Raw genomic sequence first — 23,848 nt, forward strand, 5'->3', positions numbered from 1 at the left:
AAGGACCGTCCGTGCGCGGGTGCCGTGCGCCGCCGCTTCGTCCCTGACCTTCCTGGACGATGCCCGATGAACGCACAGCTCTCCGCCCTGCAGCAACAGGCCCAGCAACTCTCCGAATCCGTGACCCGGCCCATTCCCGGCTCGCGCAAGATCCACGTGCCCGGTTCGCGCCCGGATCTGCAGGTGCCGATGCGGGAGATCGCGTTGACCCGCACCCCGACGCTGTTCGGCGGCGAAGAGAATGCACCGGTCACGGTCTACGACACGTCCGGCCCCTACACCGATCCGGACGCGCGTATCGATCTGTCCGCCGGGCTGCCGGCACTGCGTCGCGGCTGGGTGGAGGAACGTGGCGATACCGAGCAGCTCGAAGGCCTGAGTTCGTCGTTCGGGCGTGATCGCGAGCACGACCCGAAGCTTGATGCCGTGCGCTTCCCCGCGCGCAGCCTGCCGCGTCGTGCACGGGCAGGCGCGAACGTCACCCAGATGCACTACGCGCGCCGCGGCATCATCACCCCGGAAATGGAATTCGTTGCCATCCGCGAGAACCAGCGGCTGGAAGCGATCCGCGATGCGGGCCTGCTGCAGCAGCATCCGGGCGAGGCGTTCGGCGCTTCGATCCAGAAGATCATCACCCCGGAGTTCGTGCGGGATGAAATCGCGCGCGGCCGCGCGGTGCTGCCCAACAACATCAACCATCCGGAAAGCGAGCCGATGATCATCGGCCGCAACTTCCTGACCAAGATCAATGCCAACATCGGCAACAGCGCCGTTTCCTCGGGAATCGCCGAGGAGGTAGAGAAACTGGTGTGGGCGATCCGCTGGGGCGGTGACACCGTGATGGACCTGTCCACCGGCAAGCACATCCATGAAACCCGCGAGTGGATCATCCGCAACTCGCCGGTGGCGATCGGTACGGTGCCGATCTACCAGGCGCTGGAGAAGGTCGACGGCCGCGCCGAAGCACTGACCTGGGAGATCTTCCGCGACACACTGATCGAGCAGGCCGAGCAGGGCGTGGACTACTTCACCATCCACGCCGGCGTGCTGCTGCGCTACGTGCCACTCACCGCCAAGCGGGTGACCGGCATCGTCAGCCGCGGGGGCTCGATCATGGCCAAGTGGTGCCTGGCGCACCACAAGGAGAATTTCCTGTACACGCATTTCGAAGAGATCTGCGAAATCATGAAGGCCTATGACGTGACCTTCTCGCTGGGTGACGGCCTGCGCCCGGGCTGCATCGCCGATGCCAATGACGCCGCGCAGTTCGGTGAGCTGGAAACGCTGGGCGAGCTGACGAAGACTGCCTGGAAGCATGATGTGCAGACCATGATCGAGGGCCCCGGCCACGTGCCGATGCAGCTGATCAAGGAGAACATGGACAAGCAACTGCGTGAGTGCGGCGAGGCGCCGTTCTATACGCTGGGGCCGTTGACCACCGATATCGCACCGGGCTACGACCACATCACCAGCGCGATCGGCGCGGCGATGATCGGATGGTTCGGCACGGCCATGCTCTGTTACGTGACGCCGAAGGAGCATCTCGGCCTGCCCAATCGCCAGGACGTGCGCGACGGCATCATGGCCTATCGCATTGCCGCGCATGCAGCCGACCTGGCCAAGGGCCATCCGGGGGCGCAGGTTCGCGACAACGCATTGAGCAAGGCGCGCTTCGAGTTCCGCTGGGAAGACCAGTTCCACCTTGGCCTGGATCCGGAGAAGGCCAAGGAGTTCCATGACGAGACGCTGCCGAAGGATGCGCACAAGCTGGCCCACTTCTGCTCGATGTGCGGCCCGCACTTCTGTTCGATGAAGATCACCCAGGATGTGCGTGACTACGCCGAAGCCGGCATGAAGGAGAAGTCGGAGGAGTTCCGCGCGGCTGGCGCAGAGGTCTACCACCAGGGATGACGAGCAGCCGGGTGCCGGCCGCTGGCCGGCGGCCGGTTGTGCAGGGGCCGGGAGGAGTGCTGGCCAGCGGCCGGCACCACCGCTCATCACGCCGCTCCCCGCTATGCTCCGCGCATCACCCTGGGGGAAGGACACCATGCCCGTTGCCATGACCACCCGTTGGCTGGCCATTGCCCGCCGTCATCCTTCGGCCTGGCTGCTGGGTGCCCAGTTGATCGCGGTGCTGCTGTACCCCGCGCTGGATGACACCGCTGCCGGCCGCGCGGCGCTGGGCATGTTCGGCATGGCGGTACTGGGCCTGGCGCTGTGGGTGGTCCAGCGCAGCCCACTGGGCACCTGGCTGGCACTGCTGCTGGCCATCCCGTCGGTGGTGTTCTCGCTGGCTGGCGCATTGCTCGACCGCAGCGCACTGCTGACCACCGCACAGTTGCTGGAGAGCCTGCTGTACTTCTATACGGCCGGCGCCCTGATTGCCTACATGCTCCAGGACCACAAGGTCACCCGCGACGAACTGTTCGCCGCAGGCGCGACATTCACCTTGCTTGCATGGGCATTTGCGTTCGCATTCGCGGTATGCCAGCAGTGGTACCCGGGCAGCTTCCAGGGCACCGGCGGAGGCTCGCAGCGCAGTTGGATGGAGCTGCTTTATCTCAGCTTCAGCTTGCTGTCTGGCGTCGGCTTGAGTGACGTTGTGCCGTTGCATCCACAGGCACGCGCACTGGTCATGCTGGAGCAGTTTTCCGGCGTGATGTACGTGGCTTTGGTGGTTTCGCGGCTGGTCGGATTGACCATGTTGCGGCGCATGTGAAAATGAACGCCAGATAAAAATTTCGCGCCCGAAAGGGCGCGAATGATGTCGCAAATTATGTGAATGCGTCGGCGAGAGAGAGCCTGATGTCGACCACGCGATAGGCGAGGTAACTTGCATAGGCTAGTATTCGCGCGCTCGATTGTTTTTGCGGTATGCGCCGATGCTTTGTGCGGAGTCTGGCTTTTCGCTGTTCCCAGGACGGGGCGGTATCGAAGGCAAACACTGCCCGGGACCTGTCTCTACTGTGTAGCAGAAAATGAACAGCAGCGAAATCCAGTTCCCGGTATCCGATCGGATCCGGATAGGAGAGTGCACCGTCACTCTGTCCTCGCGCGAAGTCGAGGTCGTCGGCGCGCGTCGCCCGCGCCGGCTGACGCCGAAGGCGCTGGGCGTGCTGCGCGTGCTGCTGCGGCAGCCGGGTCGCGTTGTCACCCGCGACGAGTTGTTCGCCGAGGTATGGCCGGACACGCTGCCGACCAACGATGTGCTGACCCAGGCCGTCACCCAGCTGCGCAAGGCGTTCAGCAACGACGACGACAACGGCCAGGCCTACATCGAAACCATCGCCAAGACAGGCTATCGGCTTCTGGTCCCGGTGCAGGTGCTGGACGATGCCGAGCCCGTGGCCGCAGGCGTCCCCGACGACGAAGGCATGGCCGCGCAGCCGGTGACCACTGCTGCGTTGCCTGCGCATTCACAGGCAGCGCGCCGCCGCTGGCGCCATATCCGTCGGCGCGTGCTGCTGGTGCTGGGCGTGTTGATGCTGGCCACGCTGCTGGTGTTGACCACGCTGCTGCTGCGTCGTGCACCGGCCGGCAGCTCGCCGGTGGAGGCTGCCGTGGAGAACGGTACGCGGGTGATCGGCAGCCCGCAGCGACCGTATCGGTTGATCACCGCAACCAGCGGCTTCGAAACCTATCCCACGCTGTCACCGGACGGTTCGCTGGTGGCCTATGAGGGCGCCAACGAGGATGGCAACGGCGGTGGCGCGATCAAGCTGCAGACCTCCGGCAACGCACCGGCGCGCCAGTTGCTGGCGCCACCGGCCGGTGCCGTCGATCGCTTCCCGAACTGGTCGCCGGATGGTCGCGAAATCGCCTTCGCGCGGTTCTCCGCCGACGGCGGCTGCCAGGTACTGATCGCCAGCGCCACCGGTGGCGCACTGCGCCAGGCCACACGCTGCGATGGCACGGAGCTGCTCAGTTTCGACTGGACGCCAGATGGGCGTGGCCTGGTGTTCGGCAGCATGGTCGGTCGCTACGCGCACCGTGGCATCCGCGTGCTGGACCTGGCCAGTGGCCAGTGGCGCGCGCTGGCCTACAGCGTCGACCAGGATGACTTCGACTACGCACCGCGTTATTCGCCTGATGGGCAATGGCTGGTGTTCGTGCGCAACCCGCAGCTGGGTGATCTGTGGCGGGTGCCAGCCGCAGGCGGTACGCCCGAGCAGTTGACCAACGAAGCGGCAGAGCTGCGCGGCTGGGCCTGGCTGGACGATGGCCGCACCATCGTCTTCGGTCGCCGTGTCGATAGCGAGGCGCGGCTCTATTACCTGGACGTCGAGCGGCACACGTTGCGCGATGCCGGCCTGGATGATGCGCAGTGGCCAGCGGTGTCGCGACGCGGTGGCATGCTGGCGTTCGTCCACCGGCGCGCGCAGTTCGGCGTGTTCAAGGTGCCGATGCAGGGCAGCGGCTCGCCCGAGCGACTGTTCGCCTCCAGTGGCCGCGATGGGCAGCCGATGGCAGCGCCTGATGGCCGCCAGCTGGTCTTCACCTCCGATCGTTCCGGCAGCTTCGCCCTGTGGTGGGCGGACATGCAGCGACCGGATTCGCTGCGTCCCATCGAAGGGCTGCGGCCGGAAGCGCGGCAGGCGCCTGACTGGTCGGCCGACAGCCGGCAGTTGCTGGTGGTTGGCCGCGATGCGCATGGGCGCACGGTGCTCTATGAAATCGCGCCACGCGATGAACGCCTGCAACCCTTGCCGGTTCCGGCCGAACAGCCGTTGCAGGCACTGTATGGCGCCTCGCCGCAGCAGCTGTTTGTGGTCGAGCGCGATGCCGACCAGCGCACGCGGTTGAGCCTGTTCGATCGCAGCGTCCAGCCCTGGCGCCGATTGGCCAGCATCGATGGGGTGTCGCAGGCGCGCTTTGACCGGAGCAGTGGCCGCGTGTTGTTCACCCGCTTGGCCGCCGGTGGCCTGTGGTCGGCGGATGCCGCGTTGTCCCCGGCCAGCGTGCAGCAGATCAGCGATGACCGGCCCAGCCGCTGGCGATACCGGGCCTGGACCGTGACCGGCAACAGCGGCATCGGCTACCTCGGTACCTCGACCACGTGTGGCACCACCTTCGTGCGCATCCAGCCCGGCCGCGAGGAGCCGGAACGTTGCCTGGACGCAGAACGGCTCAGCGCCGGCAACGGGCTCAGTGCCAGCGCCGACGGAAAGGACCTGTTCGTGGCGATGGCGGTCAGCGATGGCGCTGACATCGGCGTGATGCGGTTGCCCGAACGCCCGCCTGCACTGTTCCCCGCATTCTCCAAGTTGTTGTTGTTCAAGGGAAATGGGCCTTCGTAATTTCTTCGTCGGGATCTCGTCGCGAATTCGTGGCGATCTCGTCGGACCTTCCTGACGCAGTGCCGCCTGATTTGGCAAAACGGAGTCCTGTACTAGGCAAATCCGTGGTGCCCCCATGCGTCAACTCTCGCTGGCCGATCGCGGCCAAACTGTTTCCCTGGACCGGTCGCTCGACGACGTCGCACCGACCTGCCTGGGCGTGGCCCGGCTGGGCAGCCTGCAGACCGCCGGCTCCAGCTTCACTGTCTGGATGCAGGTGCGTGGCAGCTCGTGGGTCGAGGCCAAGGAAGGGCGCTTCCGCCTGCGCCAGGGCGAGTGGATCGCGTTCGAGAAGGAATCGCGGCCGCTGGTGCAGGCCGGTCGCAACGGGTTGTGCGTTGGCCTGAACCTGAACATCGAAGCGCTTCGCGTGCTGACCGAGATGGCCGACTGCGGCCTGTATGCAGGTCGTGGCCGGATGAACCGCACTGATGCGCGCGTGGCGCTGCGCCTGTGGCGCGACGCGCTGGCCAGCGGCCAGCCGGCACAGGCCCTGCGCCCGCTGCTGCTGCACCTCGCGGGCCTGCAGCGCGGCCTGGCCGACAACGTGCAGCGCTGCCCGGGCCGCTCGCGCAGCCGCAAGCGCCAGGTGTTCGGCCGCATGCAGCGCGCGCGCCTCTATCTGGAAGGCAACAGCCACCGGGTGGTGCGAATCGGCGAACTGGCCGAGCTGACCAACTTCTCCAGCTGGTACCTGTCCAAGACCTTCCAGAGCCTGTACGAGGAAAGCCCGCAGTCGCTTTCGGCACGACTGCGCCTCGAACGCGCCGCTGATCTGCTGCGCGACACCGACATGATGGTGGGCGAGGTCGCTGCCGCCAGCGGTTTCGACAACTGCTGCAGCTTCGCGCGTGCGTTCCGCGCCCGCTACGGCCAGTCCGCATCGCGCTTCAGGGAGAACGGCGGCTTGCTCCCGCCACAATCCGCAAAGTCTCCGGTTGGTTCGCGCAAATACAGCGCTGCAACGCAATCGTAACGTGCTGGGGTGTTTTAACACGCTGCTAACACGTACCTTGGAGAGATAGATGAACGTTCGTAATCCCGCAGTGCGGTTCGGCTTGCTGCCGGCCGGCATTGCGCTGGCGCTGGCGCCGGCCTTTGCTTCGGCGCAGGAAGCAAAGGGCACCACCGACCTGGACCGCATTTCGGTCACCGGCTCGCGCATCCGCGGCGCTGCCGTTGAAACCCAGCAGCCGATCGTCACCCTCAGCCGTGAGAACCTGGAAAAGCAGGGCTACACCTCGGTTGCTGACGTCCTGCAGAACCTGACCTCGGCCGGTTCCCCGGCCATTTCGCGTTCGGAGTCGCTGGCTTCGGGCGAGAACGTGGGCGGCTACTACGTCGACATCCGCAACCTGGGCGCCCAGCGCACCCTGGTGCTGATGAACGGCAAGCGCCTGGGCGCAACCACCGCCGGTTACCAGGATCTGAGCCAGATCCCGATGGCGGCCATCGAGCGCATTGAGATCCTGAAGGATGGCGCCTCGGCCATCTACGGTTCGGACGCCATCGCGGCCGTGGTCAACGTGATCACCCGCAAGCGCTTCGACGGCGCTGAAGCCAGCGTCTATGTCGGTCAGTACGGCAAGGGCGACGGCGACACCGAAACCTATTCTTTCACCCTCGGCAGCATGGGCGAGCGCGGCGGTGTCACCATGTCCGCCGAGTATTCCAAGCAGGATCCGGTGTGGGCGAAGGATCGTTGGTTCAGCCGTGACGGCAACGCCGGCCCGAACTACCCGCGTTCGGGCGCCAGCCCGATCAACCAGAAGGGTGGCTTCTGCGACCCGTGCGTCACCCCGAACTTGAAGCAGGGCGAGCCGGGCTATGTCGGCCCGAGCGACCAGCGCTGGTACACCCTGCGTGACGGCGGCAACCCGGCCAACCGCGCCGACTACCGTCTGGAAACCTCTGCTGACGCCGTCAATGCCAACGAGCAGATGATGGTGCAGACCGGTATCGAGCGTAAGTCGCTGTACGTCAACGGCAACTACGACTTCACCGACGCGATCTCGTTCAACGCTGACGTGCTCTACAACGAGCGCAACACCACCCAGCAGATCGCGGGCTATCCGTACCAGTCGGCGTCCTTCGGCACCCCGCTGTCGGCCGACAGCGCGTTCAACCCGACCGGTGAAGACCTGACCTTCCGACGCCGTCTGTGGGAAGTGCCGCGCACCACCGAAAGCCAGGTCAAGACCCTGCGCTTCGCCCCGAGCATCAGCGGCTTCTTCGACTTCGCCGGCAAGACCTTCGACTGGGACGTCGGCGCGCTGTGGAACCGCAACGAAACCACCAAGCGTGGTCACGGCGACATGAGCCTGATCGCATCGGAACAGGCGCTGGGCGCTTCGTTCATCGGTGCTGATGGCGTCGCCCGCTGCGGCACCAGCATGTCCGATCCGCTCGCCACCAGCGGCTGCCGTCCGTGGAACCCGCTGCTGCCGTTCGGCGTTGCCGGTGCCGGTTCGCTGGCCGACCAGGCCACCCAGGACTTCCTGTTCCCGTACTTCACCGATACCGGTCTGACCAAGACCACCAGCTTCACCGCCAACCTGTCGGGTTCGATCGTGACCCTGCCGGCCGGTGACCTGGGCTTCGCCGTGGGCGTCGAGCACCGCAAGGAAGAAGGCCGCTTCTCGCCGGACGCCTTCGCGCAGTCGGGCCAGTCCACCGGCCTGGGCGCGCAGACCACTCAGGGTGAGTACTCGCTGGACGAGGTCTACCTGGAACTGAACGTGCCGGTCCTGGCGGACATGCCGTTTGCCAAGGAACTGACCCTGAATGCTGCGACCCGTTACTCGGATTACAGCAACTTCGGCGACACCCTGAATTCCAAGTTCGGCTTCACCTGGCGTCCGCTGGACGAGCTGCTGGTTCGCGGTACCTGGGCTGAGGGCTTCCGTGCTCCGACGATCGACAACCTGTACGGTGGCCTGAGCAGCAGCTTCGAGTCGTACACCGATCCGTGCGGCATCACCGCGCCGGGTTCGGTCAACGGCAACGCGGCCTGCTCGGCGGCGGGCGTCCCGGTTGGTTACACCCAGCTGGGCCAGGGCCTGATTCCGTGCACCTCGACCCCGTGTGCGACGCCGGACCAGTTCATCTCGGGTGCCAACCCGAACCTGACCCCGGAAACCTCCAAGAGCACCACCATCGGCCTGGTCTGGAGCCCGCGCTGGGTGCAGGGCCTGGACATCTCGCTGGACTGGTACAAGTACGAAATCAGCGACATGATCATCGCTGACAGCGTCGACCGCATCCTGCGTGACTGCTACGTGTTGGGCGATGCTTCGCGTTGCGCCGCACACACCCGTGCAGGCGATGGCCACATCAACGGCATGACCTACGGCCTGGCCAACCTCGGCCAGATGGAAACCCAGGGCTACGACCTGGGCATCAAGTACCGCCTGCCGGAGCTGGCCATCGGCCAGTTCGCGATCGACTGGCAGACGAGCTACCTGGCCAAGTACGACGAGCAGGGCCAGAACGCTGACGGTGACAACATCACCATCGGCCGTGTGGGTGAGCCGGGCCTGTTCCGCGTGCGTTCGAACCTGGGCCTGACCTGGTCGAAGGGTGACTTCGGCGTGGCGTACACCGCGCGTTACTACTCGGGCATGAACGAAGCCTGCGTGGCCAACCGTCCGTGCGACGACGCCGACCGCTACCAGAACGGTGAGAAGTCGCCGCTGCGCAAGACCGGCTCCAACACCTTCCACGACCTGCAGGTCAGCTGGAAGGCACCGTGGGATGCCACCATCGCGCTGGGCGCCAACAACGTGTTCGACCATAAGGGTCCGATCATGTTCACCCAGCCGAACTCGAGCTTCGCCTACTACGGCGGCTTCGACGTGGGTCGCTTCCTGTACATGAAGTACACCCAGCGCTTCTGATCCATCGAAGTGCGATAGCAGAACGAGGAGGGCGGACCGCAAGGTCCGCCCTTTTCATTTCTGTAAGGAAATTCTGATCATGTCGAGAAGGTGAGTGCAGTCACTGTCTGCTCTTGTCACATTCAGCACAGTAGGCGCGTCCAATACCGGACACTGGGAGATGGATATGAAGCGCACGCTTTTCCGCCAGGTATCGGCCGCAGTCCTGATCTATGCAACGCTGGTGGGCTCGCTGTCCGCACAGAACATCATCGTCTGCGGCGGCGGTGTGTACTGCGAGCAATTCCGGCTGGAGTGCCTGGCCAAGGGCAACGCCCCGGCCCTGTGCGAGCGCCAATGGCGTCTGTGCGTGCTGGACGCCTGTCCGCAGCGCTGAGACAGGAAAAAGGGCGCGTCCGTTGGACGCGCCCTCATGCGAGGCGGAGGCAGGCGCCCGCGTGCCGCTCAGGCGTCAGTGGGTGTCAGTCCCATCAGTGCATTGGCGTGCTCGCGCCATTGCGGCAGTTTGTTCAGCACGCCTGCACGCTGCAGGTAGTCCTCGTCCACCGGATCGCCATTGACCAGCGCCAGGGCCACGTGCACCGCGCCGGTCACCCAGAAGCTGCGGGTGTTGGCGCGCTGCGGCTGCAGGTGGAAGGCCACCGCTTCGATGATCGGCATCGGCAGGCCCCACAGGCCCAGCAGGTAGGCGCCGGCCTCGGCATGGCCTGGGCGGGTATCGCCGGCCAGCGCGGGCTCGCTGCGCTCGTTGCGCACGCCGGGCAGCAGCAGGCCGATGTCGGCCAGCAGTGCGGCGGTCGCCCCCAGTTCGGCGCTGGACTCGGGCAGCAGGCGCGCGGCCAGCCGGGAGGCGAGCAGGGCGCGCTGCTGCAGTGAGTTGCGCTCGGCAGCCGACAGCGTCGGCGCGGAGAACACTTCGCTGGCCAGCACCAGGTCACGCAGCGTGGCCAGGCCCAGCCGGGTGACCGCGGTGCGCAGGTCGGCAATGGTGCGGCCCTGGCTGAAGAAAGCCGAGTTCGACAGTTGCAGCACCTTGGCCGCGATGGCCGGATCGGCGGCGACCAGCTTGGCCACATCGGCACTGTCGGTATCGTCGTCATGTTCCAGGGCCTGGGTCAGGCTCAGGTACAGGTGCGGTGGCGATGGCAGTTTCTCGATACGGCCGATGGCATCGCGCAGGCGCGGGCTGTCCAGCACTTCGCGCAGTTCTTCCAGGCTGGTCAATGCCTCCAGCAGCACTTCCGGCGCCAGCGGCAGCGGCAGGAAGCGGTGGGCGACACCGATCAGGCGCGCCGGCGGCGGGCGGTTGCCATGGTGCGCATCGACCAGCGCGATGCGGATGGTTTCCGGGCGCAGTGTCCGGATCTGGCCCAGCAGCGTGGTGGCATTGAGATCGGGCAACTGCGGGCAGACGATCACCGCGTCCACGCCCTGCGTGGCCACCGCGGTCATCGCGGTCTGGCCATCGGCGGCGGTCAGCGGCTGCCAGTCTTCCCCAAGATCGGCAATGAATTCGGTCAGCTCAGCCGGCAGGCTGGCTGCATCCCCAACAAGCAGAATACGCACGACACGTTCCCCTGGCTGTCTCGACGATGGATGTCGATGACGTGTGAAGTGACGCAATTTACCTAATACGGCAGCAAGAGTGATGTGCCGTCGTCATGAAACGTGACCCGCATCGCTCCGGCAGGGTATCGCCGGAGCGATGCGGTTCAGGCTCAGGCCTTGCTGTCGAGATGGCGCTGGTGCGCCTCGATCAGGATCTGCTTGGCCTCAGCGGCGCCACCCCAACCGTCCAGCTTGACCCACTTGCCCTTCTCCAGGTCCTTGTAATGCTCGAAGAAGTGGCCAATGCGCTCCAGCCAGTGGCTCGAGACCTGGGCGATGTCTTCGACGTGGGCGTAGCCGCTGAAGATCTTCGAGACCGGCACGGCCAGGATCTTCTCGTCGCTGCCTGCCTCATCGCTCATCTTCAGCACGCCGACCGGACGGCAGCGCACGACCGAGCCCGGCACCAGCGGCAGCGGCAGCACCACCAGCACGTCGGCCGGATCGCCGTCGCCACACAGGGTGCTCGGCACGTAGCCGTAGTTGCACGGATAGCGCATCGGGGTGGACAGGATGCGGTCGACGAAGATCGCGCCGGTTTCCTTGTCCACTTCGTACTTCACCGGCTCCGAGTCCTTCGGGATCTCGATGATGACGTTGATTTCTTCCGGCGGGTTCTTGCCGGGCGAGACGAGTTCCAGGCCCATGGTGTGCTCCAGGTGGGGATATAGACGGATAGCTCACCATTTTATGCCTTTGCCGGGCGCTGTGCAGGGTAGGGCAGGGCCGACCTGGGTGCTCGGCCATCGCGGAGGAGCCAGAGCGGGGTTTCCCGATGGGTTCGACCCGGTCCCCGCGGCAGGCTGGACGTCCTTGCCAAGGAGACTTGCCATGAACTGGAACCGCTTGGGCTGTTGTGCCTTGCTGCTGCTGGCGCCGCTGCCCGCGCTCGCGCGCGGGTTGCATGTCAACCTGATTGACTATCCCTCCGACGAGGCCGGATGGGACCGTGCCTTTGCGCTGGAGGACGCGGTCGCCGGCGGATTCGCCGCATGGTGTGCCGACACCTTGTGTGAAGGTGATTACAGCAACTACCGGGTGATGGAGTTCCGCTGCGCCGTGCTCGCCCACCGCGGCACCGTGCAGCGCTGTGTCTGGGTGGTGGCCGCCAGCGAGCTGGAGGTTGAGCCCGACACGGGACACGTGCGGATCGACAACGGGAGCTGGGTCTGTCCGGTCGAAATGCAGCCCGGGGTGCCCGTCGACGCGTTCTACGCCTCCCTGGAAGCGCCGGGCGGCCTGACCGCGCCTTTGCCTGGGCTTGACCACGGCATCTTCGATGGGTTGCCTGAATGCCTGCGCACGCAGGGGAGGGTGGGCTGATGGGGAGCTTCCGTAGATGCTGGCTGTTGTGCGGCGTGCTGTCTGTCAGCCTGCCGTGCGCCGGTGTCGCGCAGGCTGCGCCTGCGTTCGTCGATGCGCGGGATTACGCCGGCCCGGGGGGCGGCCACGAGCGTTTCCTTGCTGCCGAGCGGCAACTGGTGCGTGGCTTCGATGAGGTATGTGGCGATACCTTCTGCGAGGGCGAGTACATCAATCTGTGGGCCATGCGCCTGCGCTGTTCCGTGGACCAGGCCACGGGGGTGGTTGTCCAGTGTGTATGGACCTTCGCCGGTAGCAACACCAGGGTAAAGTCCAGCGGCCTGATCACGGTCAACCGCGGACGCTATGCCTGCGTGCTGCCGCTGGCAACCGGAACACGCCTGGAAACCCTGTTGCAGGTGTGGGAAACGGGGGACGGGTTCGATGCGTTGCACGCGCCGCTGCCCGGCACGACTGCCAATACGTACGACGCACTGGTTGATTGCCTGTAGTCCCGGCAACGATACGAATGTGACTTATTCGCATTACCGGAGTAGCATGCGCGGTGCCTCCCGTCTGTCGTCCCGGCTCCGCGCATGTCCTCCAATGCTGCCTCCCTCACTGAGCTGCTGATCCGCGAGCGGCCCGCGCTGCTGCGCCGGGTGCAGCGCATCCTCGGGGGCGACAACGGCGCCGAGGACGTGATCCAGGCGGTCTGGTTCAAGGCCCGTGGGGTCGGTGACAGCCAGGCGATCGGCAACCCGCGGGCCTATCTGTATCGGCTGGCCGCCAACCTTGCCACTGACCACGGCCGCGAATCGAGCCGCCGCAACCGGCTGCTGGTCGACCACTACCTGTGGGGGGCCGACGAGGTGATCTCCACCGAGGAGCAGGCCATGGCACAGGATGAGCTGCAGCGGGTGCTCGATGCGGCGGGTCACCTGCCGGAGCCGACCCGCACCATCTTCCAGCTCAACCGCCTGCAGGGCCTCACCCAGGCCGAGATCGCACGCCGCTTGGGGGTGTCGGTGACCACCGTCGAGAATCATGTGCGCTCCGCGCTGCAGCGCCTGGCCTGGGCGCGCAGCGGTCGATGAGCGCGCCGGCTTGGGGCTGGCCTTCGCGCAGACGTCTTGATCACTGGACCGTGGATGCGGTCTAGTTCCCCGCCTGCGCTTGAATGCGCCTGTCCGCCAGCGGATGAGCCCGCCGAACATGCAGCCCGCCGAACATGCAGCCCGCCGCCAATGACGATGCCCTGGCCGAACAAGCCCGGGACTGGATCGCGTGGCTGGCCTCGGGTGACATCAGCGATGCACGCATGCAGGCGTTCGAGCACTGGCTGCAACAGCCGGGGCACCGCAGGGCCTTCGAACACGAGCGCGCGTTGTGGCGCAGTGTCGGGCCGCGCCCACAGGCCGCCGGGGCCAGCCGATGGCGTGGGCCGCATCGACTGCGCTGGGCGATGGCTGTGGCGGCAATGCTGGCGATGCTGGTGGCATGGCCGGAGGCGTGGCTGCGCCTGCAGTCCGATCATCGCAGCACGCATCAGGTGCAGCACGTGCGGCTCCCCGATGGCAGTCGGGCGGTGCTGGATGCGGACAGTGCGATTGCCGTGCGCTTCGATGCGAACGCCCGCGAGGTCGAGCTGCTGCGCGGGCGCGCCTGGTTCGAGGTCAGCCCGGATGCACAGCGGCGTTTCAGCGTGCGCGCCGGCAATGGCCTGGTCGAGGACATCTCGACCGCGTTCACCGTGGCGCGTGGAGACGAGGGGGTGGAAACCCAGGTTGGGCAGGGCAGGGTGCGCGTGGCCAGCCCGGCCGACGGTGGCTGGACCTACCTGCAGCAGGGGCAGCGTGCCGTCTACACTGAACGTGGCGGGGTCATGCGACGGGCTGACGTGACCGCCGACAGCGTCGGCGCCTGGCGCCAGGGCGAGCTGCTGCTGGAGCAGGTCCCCGTTGCCGATGCGTTGCAGTGGGTGGGGCGCTATCGCGCGGGGCCGACCTTCGTGCGCGGCGATCTGTCACGTCTGCCTGCAGTGAGTGCTGCGTTGCGCATCGACCGCCCGGAACAGGCGCTGGACGCGCTGGCGGTAACGGCAGGTCTTCAGGTTACTCGTCTTCCATTCGGCGTCGCCATCGTGCAGTAGATCCACGCCACGCGTGGATGAGCGTCCCTGTGCCGACCATCGGTCGGCACCCACCGCTACCACCGGCCGACCAACGGTCGGCACCCACCGCGCCACGTCGGCATCCCCCGTGACCGCAAATCGCTCTTGGGGTTGTCGCGCGCCCAGCCGTCTTACCCGGCGAACGTACCCGCCGTCGCCACGTACGTCGCCGTGTCCGCCCGTGTTGCGGATGACGCCGCGTTCGCGGCACCGATTACCTGACAGGTTCTTCCATGTTCGACTCCCACCGCTCGGGCCGCGTACTGCGCCCGTCCCGTCTGTGCATTGCGTTGCTTGCCGCCGGGCTGGCCAGTACGACGCCACCCGCACTGGCGCAGAGCGCCCGCAGCGAGCACGCGGCCGTACTGCGCTTTGATATTCCTGCACAACCGCTGGATGAGGCCCTGCGCAGCTACATGCGCCAATCCGGCGTGCAGGTGGTGTACCCCGCATCGCTGGCACACGGCGTAACCTCCCACGCGGTCAGCGGCAGCCTGTCGGCCGACCAGGCGTTGCAGCGCCTGCTGCAGGGCAGTGGCGTGGCGGTGCGCCGGGTCAGCGCCGATGCGGCCACTCTGGGGGCAGCAACGCCGGTGCCGGCCGATAGCGGTGTGATCGTCACCAACACGCTGAGTGTGGCCGGCGACCGCGTCGACAGCGGTGCGAACAACGATGAAGCGCGCCTGCTCGACAGCTATCGCAGCGCGGGTTCGACCACCACGCTCGACCGCACGCATCTGGAGCGTTTCCGCGGCACCTCCAACGGTGACATCGTCAAGGGGGTGGCCGGTGTCACCGCCGGTGATCCGCGCGTGGGCAACGGCTTCGACGTCAACATCCGTGGCATCCAGGGCCAGGGCCGCGTACCGGTGATCATCGACGGTGGCCAGTCCAGCATGGACACCTACCGCGGCTATGCGGGCCAGTCACAGCGCACCTACCTCGACCCCGACCTGATCTCCAGCCTGACCATCACCAAGGGCCCGAGCCTGCAGGCCAACGCGTCCGGTGGCATCGGCGGCGTGGTCGAGATGGAGACGTTGAAGATCGGTGACGTGCTGCGCGAGGGCCGCGACTTCGGCGTGCGCGTGCGCGGTGGCCTGGCCAATGGCAGTGCCAACAACCTGCCGTCATACAGTGCGGCGCCGCGCAGCGATCGCAGCGCTACCGGCAGCCAGTTCTTCAACGTGGCCGGTGCCGGTCACTGGGACCGCTTCGACCTGGTTGCGGCCTACGCGTACCGGGACAACGGCAACTACTTCTCCGGCAAGCACGGCTACGATGATTTCCCGCAGACCCGTCGTACGCTGGCGCCGCTGAATCCGCCGCGTACCGAAGTGTTCAATACCTCCTCGCGTTCGAAGTCGGCGCTGCTCAAGGGCACCTGGCGCATCGATGACACGCAGAGCCTGGAAGCCGGCTACCGTCGCTATGAAGGCACGGCCGGCGAGATCATGGCCTCGCAGATCATCCGCGTCGACCGTGACCGCATCCCGCAGTGGGACCCGGGCCACGTCGACATGGACAGCTACACCCTGCGCTATCGCTTCAACCCGGACAGCGGGCTGATCGACCTGCGCGTCAACGCTGCGTACACCGACACCGACAGCGTGATGTACAACAGCCTGACCGGCATCACCCCGTGGTACTTCGACCGCCGCACAGAGTGGTATGACGCGCCCAGCTTCAGTGGCGATCCCGGTTACAAGGATGCCTACCGCAATCCGTTGCGGCAGAAGCGCTTCGGCCTGGATGCCAGCAATACCTCCAGGTTCGACACCCGCGCCGGTGCGTTCACGCTCGACTACGGCCTGTCCTACAGCGACGAAAACATCGCCCCGGGCAGCTCGGGCCCGATCATGCACGATGACCTGGTCAACAACCGCTTCCTGCGTAATGCCGAGCGCAAGGAATACAGCGCCGTGGCCGCGCTGAAGTGGCAGCCCGACGAACACTGGGAGCTGCTGGCCGGTGGCCGCTGGAACCGCGTGGACGTGCACGACCGCAACCGGCTGGCCACGCCCGATGCCTACGAGGTGCAGGGCCAGTACCGCTACACCGAGCTGCTCAACGGAAACCCGGCACTGCCCTCGTGGCGCGCCAAGCGCATCGCGCTGCTGAACTGGTATCCGGATGCCAACGGCAACTTCACCCAGGCCTCGCTGCTGGCCTCGCCGTACAAGAAGGGTACGGTGGGCGACATCGCCGGCTGGAACTTCTACGACGCCGGCAAGCCGCAGGATCTGGAAGTGCCGGTCAGCTGGAGCTGGTCGCAGCCGATCCGCCGTCGCGACACCGCGTTCTCGCCTACCGCCAGCGTGGCCTACCGTTTCAGCGAAGACACCCTGGTCTACGTGAAGTACGCCGAAGGCACCAAGCTGCCGAGCCTGTTCGAGACCACGCTGGGCCTGTTCACCGCTGCCAAGCCGGTCGGTGAGCTGAAGCCGGAGCGCGCGCGCAGCTGGGAAATCGGTGCCAGCACCCTCCGCTACGACCTGTTTACCGCTGGCGACCGCCTGGCGCTGAAGCTGGCGTACTTCGATACCCGCATCGACGACCTGATCACCCGTGACTACCGCACGCTTTCGGCCGGCCTGATCCGCAACGTCGATCAGTTCAAGGTCTCGGGCATGGAATTCCAGTCCAGCTATGACAGCGGCAAGGTCTTCGCCGACCTGTCCGCGCATTACTATCTCAAGGCCAAGACCTGCGCGCCGGACATCGCCGCCGAGCGTCGTGCCTATGGTGCGCAGCGCGGGAACGACGAGGTGGCCAATACACCCAACTGCGTGGACGGTGGCTTCGAGGGCTCGTACACCAACACCCAGAACCCGCCGCGCTACACAGTCAACCTGATCCTGGGCTCGCGCCTGTTCGACGAGCGCCTGACCTTCGGCACCCGCATGGTCCGCAACGCTGGCCCGATCAGCAAGTTGGACAAGGACTGGAACGTGGGCCTGTCGGCGATCCAGCAGCTGTACCGGCCGAACACCTTGGTCGACCTGTTCGCCAGCTGGAGCTTCAACGACCAGCTGTCGGTGGAAGCCGGCGTCGACAACCTGACCGACCGTTACTACCTGGACCCGCTGGCCCTGGGCGTGATGCCGGCACCGGGCCGCACCGCGCGGTTGGCGTTGACCTGGACGTACTGACCGCCAGCGCAGAGCGCCTTTGGTGGGTGCGGACCTCGGTCCGCACCGCTTCTGCCGTGCAATCGCCAGCGTCTGGTCACGCCCGGCGTCTGCTTACAGCCCGGTCGACGCCTTCACCGCATCTTCGTGCAGCGACTCGTTCAACTCGTCCACCACGGTGGTCCATGCCGCATCGGCCTGCAGCGACTCGGCCAGGAACTGGCGCTGGGCATCGTTCCAGTAGGGCGCCTCGACGACTTCGACGTCGGTGGCCAGCTGGTGCTCGCGGATGAAGCGGGCGATGCCTTCGGCGCTGGCGTCCAGGCCCAGCTGCAGGAACAGGTTGGTCATGCGCGGTTCGGTGGTGATCATCGTCGGTTCCGGATGGACAAGGGGATGGCCCATTATCGGTGTAGACGGCCTTGGGGAAAGCCCCGCGGCAGACGTCTACAGCAGGACGACCCTCCTGGCATTCCCCCATGAACGCACACATCGCTCCCGAAGACAGCCGCAGCCTGCGGCTCAAGGCCGCCACCCGCGACAGCCACGTTGCGCTGGACAAGCGCATCATGGCCGGTGACATCTTCGCCGACCGCAGCAACTTCGCCCGTTTCCTGCGCGGGCAGTATCGCTTCCACCGCAGCATCGATGCGCTGTATGCCAACCCTGCCCTGGGCGAATTGCTGCCCGATCTTGGAGAGCGCCGGCGCCTGACACAGGTCGCGCGCGACCTGCAGGACCTGGAGCAGGCCCTGCCTGGCGCGGACATCGACGCGCTGCCCTCGGACCTCGCGCTGCCGACTGCGTTGGGTTGGCTGTACGTGGCCGAAGGCTCCAATCTCGGTGGCACCCTTCTGTACAAGATGGCGGCCAGGCTCGGCCTGCACCGTGATTTCGGCGCCCGCCACTTGGCCGCCCATCCCGATGGCGCAGCGCGCCACTGGCGCGAGTTCACCGCTGTGCTGGACGCGGTGCCGCTGAGTGCCGAGCAGGACCAGCAGGTGATCGATGCAGCCGACGCTGCGTTCCGCAGCGTGTACCGCCACGTCGAAGTGGAATTCGCCTGATGCGCGGCGCGCGCCCGCAGGTGCAGCGCTGATGCGCTGGCTCTGGTTCGCGCTGGGCTGGCTGATGGTCGGCCTCGGGGTGATCGGCGCATTGCTGCCAGTCATGCCGACCACCATCTTCCTGATCCTCGCGGTGGGCTGCTTCGCGCGCAGCTCGCCGAAGTTCGAGCAGCGCCTGCTGGCGCATCCACGCTACGGCCCGTCGCTGCGGCTGTGGCGCGAGCAGGGTGCCGTGTCGGGCAAGGGCAAGGCGTTTGCCAGCGCAGGCATGGCGGCGGGCTTTGCCCTGTTCTGCTGGGGCGCGCATCCGTCGTGGCGCCTGTTGCTCGGCGTGGGCCTGTTCTTTGCCGCCAGCGCCGGTTACGTGCTCAGCCGGCCGGCACCGCGACCGGAGCCCCATCCGGCCGTGGAAGTGGACGACGCCAACGATCCTCGCGCGGCCCGCCGCCGCCCGAGGTGGCCGGCGACCCGGTGAACGTGATGGTGCCCGTGTGGTTCTTCCTGCGCGGGCGGTGACCGCCATCGGGGTCGGATCCCTTTCCGCAGGAAAGGGTTCTGACCCCGTCGAGCCTGCCATCCACGCGTCGCGTGGATCTACAGCAGCGGCACCAGCAGCAGCGCCACGATGTTGATGATCTTGATCAGCGGATTGATTGCCGGGCCGGCGGTGTCCTTGTACGGGTCACCGACGGTATCGCCGGTCACCGCAGCCTTGTGCGCTTCGCTGCCCTTGCCACCGAAGTGGCCATCCTCGATGTATTTCTTGGCGTTGTCCCAGGCGCCGCCGCCGGTGGTCATCGAGATGGCCACGAACAGGCCGGTGACGATCGTGCCGATCAGCAGGCCGCCCAGTGCGCGCGGCCCCAGCAGCAGGCCGACCACCACCGGCACGGCGACCGGCAACAGCGAGGGCACGATCATTTCGCGGATCGCCGAGCGGGTCAGCATGTCCACCGCCTTGTCGTACTGCGGCTTGCCGGTGCCCTGCATGATGCCGGGGATCTCGCGGAACTGGCGGCGCACTTCTTCCACCACTGCGCCCGCCGCGCGGCCGACCGCTTCCATCGCCATCGCACCGAACAGGTAGGGAATCAGGCCGCCGATCAACAGGCCGATGATCACCGTGTGGTCGCTGAGATCGAAGCGGAACTCCTGGCCGGGATTGGCTGCCTGCAGGTTGTGGGTGTAGTCGGCGAACAGCACCAGTGCCGCCAGCGCCGCCGAGCCGATCGCATAGCCCTTGGTCACGGCCTTGGTGGTGTTGCCCACCGCATCCAGCGGGTCGGTGATGTCGCGGATCTCCGAAGGCAGCTCGGCCATTTCGGCGATGCCACCGGCGTTGTCGGTGATCGGGCCGTAGGCATCGAGGGCGACGATCATCCCTGCCATCGACAGCATCGCGGTGGCGGCGATGGCGATGCCGTACAGGCCGCCCAGCGCGAACGCACCCCAGATCGCCGCACACACCGCCACCACCGGCAGCGCGGTGGATTTCATCGAGATGCCGAGTCCGGCGATGATGTTGGTGCCGTGGCCGGTGGTCGAGGCCTGCGCCACGTGCTGCACCGGCTTGTACTGGGTGCCGGTGTAGTACTCGGTGATCCACACGATCAGGCCGGTCAGGACCAGGCCGATCAGCGCGCAGCCATACAGCGCCATCGGTCCATGCACGTTGTCGGACATCAGTCCGGTGGTGATCGGGTAGAAGGCGATGGCGGCCAGCACGCCGGAAACGATCACGCCCTTGTACAACGCGCCCATGATCGAGCCGCCTGGCTTCACCTTGACGAACAGCGCGCCGATGATCGAAGCGATGATCGACACGCCGCCCAGTACCAGCGGATACAGCACCGCGTTGGCACCGGCTTCGGCCAGCATCAGGCTGCCCAGCAGCATGGTGGCGATGACGGTCACCGCGTAGGTCTCGAACAGGTCGGCCGCCATGCCGGCGCAGTCGCCGACGTTGTCACCGACGTTGTCGGCGATCACCGCCGGGTTGCGCGGATCGTCCTCGGGAATGCCGGCTTCGACCTTGCCGACCAGGTCGGCACCGACGTCGGCGCCCTTGGTGAAGATGCCGCCGCCCAGGCGCGCGAAGATCGAGATCAGCGAGGAGCCGAAGGCCAGGCCGACCAGCGCGTGCAGCGCCTGTTCCATCGGCAGGCCCATGCGCAGCAGCAGTGCGTAGTAGCCGGCCACGCCCAGCAGGCCCAGCCCGACCACCAGCATGCCGGTGATCGCGCCGCCGCGGAAGGCGACGTCCATCGCCGCGCTGATGCCGTTGCGCGCCGCCTCTGCGGTACGCACGTTGGCGCGTACCGACACGTTCATGCCGATGTAGCCGGCGGCGCCGGACAGCACCGCGCCGACTGCAAAACCAATCGCGGTGTACCAGCTGAGGAAGATGCCGACCAGCACGAACAGCACCACGCCGGCGATGCCGATGGTCAGGTACTGGCGGTTGAGATAGGCACGCGCACCTTCCTGGATCGCGGTGGCGATCGCGATCATGCGTGCATTGCCGGTGGGTTGGCGCAGGATCCAGCGCGCCGAGACGATTCCGAACAGGATCGCGAGAATGGCGCAGCCCAGCGCCAGTGACAGCCCGTGACGTTCCAGCATTAGACCCCTCCGCAGAATGGATGTAGGCATCCAGTGGCGATGAACGGCACCACGAGGGGGACGACGGGCTGCAGCCTGGAACCAACCCGTACCGACCTTGGCGGTCGTCCGACGTATGGCGGTGTTCAGCATTCCCTGGTGCCCGCAGTATGCGTGCCGCCACTTGTAGAGTCGAGCCATGCTCGACCGGCTCCTCGGAGCCGCGGCGCATGCCGTCGGGCCCTGGGCATGATTCGCGAGCCAACGGCCTTTGCACCCCGTTAAGGCAGCCTCTGCAAGCCTGCGCACAGCCCCGTAGGAGATTCCCCATGCGCCTGTCCCTGTTGATGCTTGCCGCCCTGGTCCCGGCCGCACCGGCCTTCGCTGCGGAAACGCCGGAACTGCAGCGTGCGGTCGGTGCGCCGCAGGCGGTGGGCGCGGTGCATACGCTGCGGCAGATCCCCGAGGCCTGCGCGCGGCTGGAAGGTGCGTTCACCGGTGATGCCGCCGCGCCATATCGCTTCTCCGCCGTCCGGACCAGCGAGCAATGCCAGCCACGCGCGCGCTTCGTCGATTACACCAAGGCGCAGCCGAGTGCCGACAAGGGCTGGAAGCTCAATGATGTGATCCGCGTGCCCAACGCCGCGTGCCCGGCGCAGCAGGCGGTGGTGCGGGTGTGGCGCCTGCCGTCGAGCCACAAGGTAGAGCTGGACGGGCAGGGCCAATCGCGCATTTACCTGGAGGAGGCGAAGAAGCAGGCCGCCGCCGGCCAGATTCCGCAGGTGACGATGTTCGCCGCGCAGCTGCAGATGGAAGGCAAGGCCTGCAATTGAAGTCGCGTGGGTGGTGCACCCGTGCCGTCATCCACGGCCGACATCCGGCTGATCAATCCGCCAGCATTGCCCCGCGCGCCACCAGCAGCTCGCGCAATGCCCTGCGGTGGCAGTGCGCTTCATCCTCGCAGTAGCAGCCCACGCTGATGTCGCTGTGTTGCGACATCGCGGCCAGAAGGTCCAGCGCGTGGGCGGCATCGGGCGCCTTCATCTCGGCCTTGTAATGGCGGAAGAAGGCGGTCCAATCGGCCGCCGTCGTTGCCTCATGTGCCCGCTTCACCAGCTCCGCGCTGGGTGACAGCGTAGGAAACCAGACGTCGTACCAGTCCTGTCGGGCGAACTCGCTGCGCGGCACGCCGCGCGGTGGGCGCCGAACGGTGCCGATGCGCAGTCCCTCGCCGGGTTGGCGCGGCGTACCGAGTCGGACAACACGCAGTGCCATGATGATCTCCATGAAAAGGGGACGGAGGGAATTAAGTCGTATCCGACCCACTGCTGATGCTGTTGGAGATGACAGAGGGGCGTATGCGACTTAATCCCCTCCGTTCCCTTTTTCAGGTCAGCCTTCGAAGGCCGGCAGTTTCTGCTTCACCGCTACGTTCTTCAGGGTGACGTACTTCGGCAGGCCATCGGTGCCATAGGGAAGCGGTGCTTCGCCCTTGATCAATGGTGACAGGTAGGCGCGCGCCCTGGCCGTGATGCCGAAGCCATCGCGGCGGATGAAACCAGCCGGCATCTTCTTCTCGTGGTTGGCGATCTTCGACAGCGGCGCCGCTTCGATCTTCCAGCGATAGGGCGCATCGCTGCTGCGCACGATCACCGGCATCACGCCATTCTGGCCCTTCAGTGCCAGCTGCACCGCGGCCTTGCCCACCGCCTGCGCCTGCTCCCAGTCGGTCCTGCTGGCCAGGTGGCGGGCCGAGCGCTGCAGGTAATCGGGCAGTGCCCAGTGCACCTTCAGGCCCAGCTGATCCTTGACCCGGCCGGCCAGGTGCGCCGCCACGCCGCCGAGCTGCGAATGACCGAACGAGTCCTTGCCACCGCCGGCATCGGCAACGAAGCGGCCATCGGCGGTTGCAATGCCTTCCGACGCCACCACCACGCAGTAGCCGACGCGCTCGACCACGGCTTTCACCTTGGCCAGGAACGTGGCCTCGTCGTAGGCGCGCTCGGGCAGCAGGATGATGTGCGGCGCTTCGTCATCACCGTTGCCGGCCAGGCCGGCGGCGGCGGCCAGCCAGCCGGCGTGGCGGCCCATCGCTTCGTAGATGAAGACACGGGTGGACGTTTCGGCCATCGCCGCCACGTCCAGTGCTGCTTCGCGCACCGAGACCGCGGTGTACTTGGCCGCTGACCCGAAGCCGGGGCAGGTATCGGTAACGGCAAGGTCGTTGTCGATGGTCTTGGGCACGCCGATACAGGTCAGGTCGTAGCCGGAGGCCTTGGCCAGCTGCGAGACCTTCAGTGCGGTGTCGGCCGAGTCGTTGCCGCCGTTGTAGAGGAACCAGCGCACGTCGTGGGCCTGTAGCACCTCCAGCAGGCGGTCATAGCGGGCGCGGTCGGCATCCAGCGATTTCAGCTTGACCCGGCACGATCCGAAGGCGCCGCCCGGGGTATGGGCGAGGGCGCGGATCGCGGCGGCACTCTCCCTGCTGGTGTCGATCAGCTCCTCGCGCAGCGCGCCGAGGATGCCGTTGCGGGCCGCCAGGACCTTGATGCCCTTGGCCCGGGCCTGCTCGATCACCGCTGCCGCCGTGGCATTGATGACGGCGGTGACACCGCCGGACTGGGCATAAAGGAGAGTACCGTTGCGCATGCTTCTACCTGCTCGGGGGAGGGGACATTGCAGGGACATTACCCGGATGCGGTAAAGTGGCGCTATTGCGGTGCAGCGATACCGG

Annotated in this window: 20 protein-coding genes; 14 read left to right on the forward strand and 6 right to left on the reverse strand. The window is 66.5% G+C overall.

Annotated features, from left to right (window positions below):
- Positions 1–66 precede the first annotated feature (66 nt).
- The 6 genes from thiC to ACM0PB_RS06215 all read left to right on the forward strand — a co-directional run bounded on the left by thiC (position 67) and on the right by ACM0PB_RS06215 (position 9,608).
- Positions 67–1,911, forward strand: a complete 1,845-nt coding sequence (gene thiC, locus ACM0PB_RS06190; protein ID WP_065185349.1) for a phosphomethylpyrimidine synthase ThiC — start codon at positions 67–69, stop codon at positions 1,909–1,911.
- A 136-nt stretch (positions 1,912–2,047) separates the two neighbouring features.
- On the forward strand, positions 2,048–2,719 hold the full coding sequence (locus ACM0PB_RS06195; RefSeq protein WP_050562719.1) for an ion channel: 672 nt from the start codon (positions 2,048–2,050) through the stop codon (positions 2,717–2,719).
- Between the two features lie 259 nt (positions 2,720–2,978).
- Positions 2,979–5,297, forward strand: a complete 2,319-nt coding sequence (locus ACM0PB_RS06200) for a winged helix-turn-helix domain-containing protein (RefSeq protein WP_414604755.1) — start codon at positions 2,979–2,981, stop codon at positions 5,295–5,297.
- A 115-nt stretch (positions 5,298–5,412) separates the two neighbouring features.
- A complete protein-coding gene (locus tag ACM0PB_RS06205; RefSeq protein ID WP_053497516.1) occupies positions 5,413–6,312 on the forward strand; it encodes a helix-turn-helix transcriptional regulator in 900 nt (299 codons plus the stop codon).
- Positions 6,313–6,361: 49 nt separating this feature from the next.
- Positions 6,362–9,232, forward strand: a complete 2,871-nt coding sequence (locus ACM0PB_RS06210) for a TonB-dependent receptor plug domain-containing protein (protein ID WP_032954497.1) — start codon at positions 6,362–6,364, stop codon at positions 9,230–9,232.
- A gap of 166 nt (positions 9,233–9,398) precedes the next feature.
- Positions 9,399–9,608 carry a hypothetical protein gene (locus ACM0PB_RS06215; RefSeq protein ID WP_032954496.1) on the forward strand — a complete coding sequence of 70 codons (210 nt, stop codon included), beginning with the start codon at positions 9,399–9,401 and terminating at the stop codon, positions 9,606–9,608.
- Between the two features lie 68 nt (positions 9,609–9,676).
- Here the strand turns inward: ACM0PB_RS06215 and ACM0PB_RS06220 are convergent, their stop codons facing one another.
- Entirely contained in the window at positions 9,677–10,798 is a 1,122-nt protein-coding gene (locus ACM0PB_RS06220; RefSeq protein ID WP_065178351.1) for an HDOD domain-containing protein, read from the reverse strand.
- 152 nt (positions 10,799–10,950) lie between these two features.
- Positions 10,951–11,487 (reverse strand): inorganic diphosphatase, encoded by a 537-nt coding sequence (ppa, locus tag ACM0PB_RS06225; RefSeq protein WP_005410935.1) that lies wholly within the window; start codon positions 11,485–11,487, stop codon positions 10,951–10,953.
- Between the two features lie 184 nt (positions 11,488–11,671).
- Between ppa and ACM0PB_RS06230 the strand changes: the two genes are divergently transcribed.
- The 5 genes from ACM0PB_RS06230 (at position 11,672) to ACM0PB_RS06250 (ending at position 17,467) form a co-directional block, all read left to right on the forward strand.
- Positions 11,672–12,163: a hypothetical protein gene (locus ACM0PB_RS06230; RefSeq protein ID WP_279946206.1), complete on the forward strand. Its 492-nt coding sequence runs from the start codon at positions 11,672–11,674 to the stop codon at positions 12,161–12,163.
- Between the two features lie 35 nt (positions 12,164–12,198).
- A complete protein-coding gene (locus tag ACM0PB_RS06235; RefSeq protein ID WP_081275746.1) occupies positions 12,199–12,654 on the forward strand; it encodes a hypothetical protein in 456 nt (151 codons plus the stop codon).
- A gap of 84 nt (positions 12,655–12,738) precedes the next feature.
- Positions 12,739–13,239, forward strand: coding sequence for an RNA polymerase sigma factor (locus ACM0PB_RS06240; RefSeq protein WP_279946208.1), 501 nt, complete (start codon positions 12,739–12,741; stop codon positions 13,237–13,239).
- Positions 13,240–13,373: 134 nt separating this feature from the next.
- Positions 13,374–14,294: a FecR family protein gene (locus tag ACM0PB_RS06245; protein ID WP_171955739.1), complete on the forward strand. Its 921-nt coding sequence runs from the start codon at positions 13,374–13,376 to the stop codon at positions 14,292–14,294.
- 254 nt (positions 14,295–14,548) lie between these two features.
- Positions 14,549–17,467 (forward strand): TonB-dependent receptor, encoded by a 2,919-nt coding sequence (locus tag ACM0PB_RS06250; protein ID WP_414604756.1) that lies wholly within the window; start codon positions 14,549–14,551, stop codon positions 17,465–17,467.
- Between the two features lie 93 nt (positions 17,468–17,560).
- Here ACM0PB_RS06250 and ACM0PB_RS06255 read toward each other — a convergent pair whose 3' ends face one another.
- Entirely contained in the window at positions 17,561–17,818 is a 258-nt protein-coding gene (locus ACM0PB_RS06255; RefSeq protein ID WP_065185344.1) for a DUF2789 domain-containing protein, read from the reverse strand.
- A gap of 107 nt (positions 17,819–17,925) precedes the next feature.
- Between ACM0PB_RS06255 and ACM0PB_RS06260 the strand changes: the two genes are divergently transcribed.
- Together ACM0PB_RS06260 and ACM0PB_RS06265 are read left to right on the forward strand one after the other, a co-directional pair.
- Complete coding sequence (locus ACM0PB_RS06260) at positions 17,926–18,513, forward strand: biliverdin-producing heme oxygenase (protein WP_414604757.1); 588 nt, start codon at positions 17,926–17,928, stop codon at positions 18,511–18,513.
- Between the two features lie 31 nt (positions 18,514–18,544).
- Positions 18,545–18,988, forward strand: coding sequence for a YbaN family protein (locus tag ACM0PB_RS06265; protein WP_065178358.1), 444 nt, complete (start codon positions 18,545–18,547; stop codon positions 18,986–18,988).
- Between the two features lie 119 nt (positions 18,989–19,107).
- Here the strand turns inward: ACM0PB_RS06265 and ACM0PB_RS06270 are convergent, their stop codons facing one another.
- Complete coding sequence (locus ACM0PB_RS06270; protein ID WP_065185342.1) at positions 19,108–21,135, reverse strand: sodium-translocating pyrophosphatase; 2,028 nt, start codon at positions 21,133–21,135, stop codon at positions 19,108–19,110.
- A gap of 308 nt (positions 21,136–21,443) precedes the next feature.
- On the opposite strand from ACM0PB_RS06270, the gene ACM0PB_RS06275 reads away from it, so the two are divergent.
- The gene (locus ACM0PB_RS06275; RefSeq protein WP_061480501.1) at positions 21,444–21,947 is read left to right on the forward strand and encodes a hypothetical protein; all 504 of its coding nucleotides are present in this window, start codon (positions 21,444–21,446) and stop codon (positions 21,945–21,947) included.
- A gap of 52 nt (positions 21,948–21,999) precedes the next feature.
- Here ACM0PB_RS06275 and ACM0PB_RS06280 read toward each other — a convergent pair whose 3' ends face one another.
- Positions 22,000–22,389, reverse strand: coding sequence for a DUF488 domain-containing protein (locus ACM0PB_RS06280; protein WP_005419050.1), 390 nt, complete (start codon positions 22,387–22,389; stop codon positions 22,000–22,002).
- 117 nt (positions 22,390–22,506) lie between these two features.
- Entirely contained in the window at positions 22,507–23,763 is a 1,257-nt protein-coding gene (locus ACM0PB_RS06285) for a 6-phosphofructokinase (RefSeq protein WP_005419049.1), read from the reverse strand.
- Positions 23,764–23,848 lie beyond the last annotated feature (85 nt).

The organism is Stenotrophomonas sp. AR029 (assembly GCF_047520695.2).
Taxonomy (GTDB): Bacteria; Pseudomonadota; Gammaproteobacteria; order Xanthomonadales; family Xanthomonadaceae; genus Stenotrophomonas; species Stenotrophomonas sepilia.

Bases quoted from the DNA above. Each gene is read 5' to 3' on its own strand.
- ACM0PB_RS06195 (WP_050562719.1), top strand. From the start codon at position 2,048: ATGCCCGTTGCCATGACCACCCGTTGGCTGGCCATTGCCCGCCGTCAT.
- ACM0PB_RS06280 (WP_005419050.1), bottom strand. From the start codon at position 22,389: ATGGCACTGCGTGTTGTCCGACTCGGTACGCCGCGCCAACCCGGCGAG.
- ACM0PB_RS06210 (WP_032954497.1), top strand. From the start codon at position 6,362: ATGAACGTTCGTAATCCCGCAGTGCGGTTCGGCTTGCTGCCGGCCGGC.
- ACM0PB_RS06260 (WP_414604757.1), top strand. From the start codon at position 17,926: ATGAACGCACACATCGCTCCCGAAGACAGCCGCAGCCTGCGGCTCAAG.
- ACM0PB_RS06270 (WP_065185342.1), bottom strand. From the start codon at position 21,135: ATGCTGGAACGTCACGGGCTGTCACTGGCGCTGGGCTGCGCCATTCTC.
- ppa (WP_005410935.1), bottom strand. From the start codon at position 11,487: ATGGGCCTGGAACTCGTCTCGCCCGGCAAGAACCCGCCGGAAGAAATC.
- ACM0PB_RS06255 (WP_065185344.1), bottom strand. From the start codon at position 17,818: ATGATCACCACCGAACCGCGCATGACCAACCTGTTCCTGCAGCTGGGC.
- ACM0PB_RS06285 (WP_005419049.1), bottom strand. From the start codon at position 23,763: ATGCGCAACGGTACTCTCCTTTATGCCCAGTCCGGCGGTGTCACCGCC.
- thiC (WP_065185349.1), top strand. From the start codon at position 67: ATGAACGCACAGCTCTCCGCCCTGCAGCAACAGGCCCAGCAACTCTCC.
- ACM0PB_RS06250 (WP_414604756.1), top strand. From the start codon at position 14,549: ATGTTCGACTCCCACCGCTCGGGCCGCGTACTGCGCCCGTCCCGTCTG.
- ACM0PB_RS06230 (WP_279946206.1), top strand. From the start codon at position 11,672: ATGAACTGGAACCGCTTGGGCTGTTGTGCCTTGCTGCTGCTGGCGCCG.
- ACM0PB_RS06215 (WP_032954496.1), top strand. From the start codon at position 9,399: ATGAAGCGCACGCTTTTCCGCCAGGTATCGGCCGCAGTCCTGATCTAT.
- ACM0PB_RS06245 (WP_171955739.1), top strand. From the start codon at position 13,374: ATGCAGCCCGCCGCCAATGACGATGCCCTGGCCGAACAAGCCCGGGAC.
- ACM0PB_RS06205 (WP_053497516.1), top strand. From the start codon at position 5,413: ATGCGTCAACTCTCGCTGGCCGATCGCGGCCAAACTGTTTCCCTGGAC.
- ACM0PB_RS06200 (WP_414604755.1), top strand. From the start codon at position 2,979: ATGAACAGCAGCGAAATCCAGTTCCCGGTATCCGATCGGATCCGGATA.
- ACM0PB_RS06265 (WP_065178358.1), top strand. From the start codon at position 18,545: ATGCGCTGGCTCTGGTTCGCGCTGGGCTGGCTGATGGTCGGCCTCGGG.
- ACM0PB_RS06275 (WP_061480501.1), top strand. From the start codon at position 21,444: ATGCGCCTGTCCCTGTTGATGCTTGCCGCCCTGGTCCCGGCCGCACCG.
- ACM0PB_RS06240 (WP_279946208.1), top strand. From the start codon at position 12,739: ATGTCCTCCAATGCTGCCTCCCTCACTGAGCTGCTGATCCGCGAGCGG.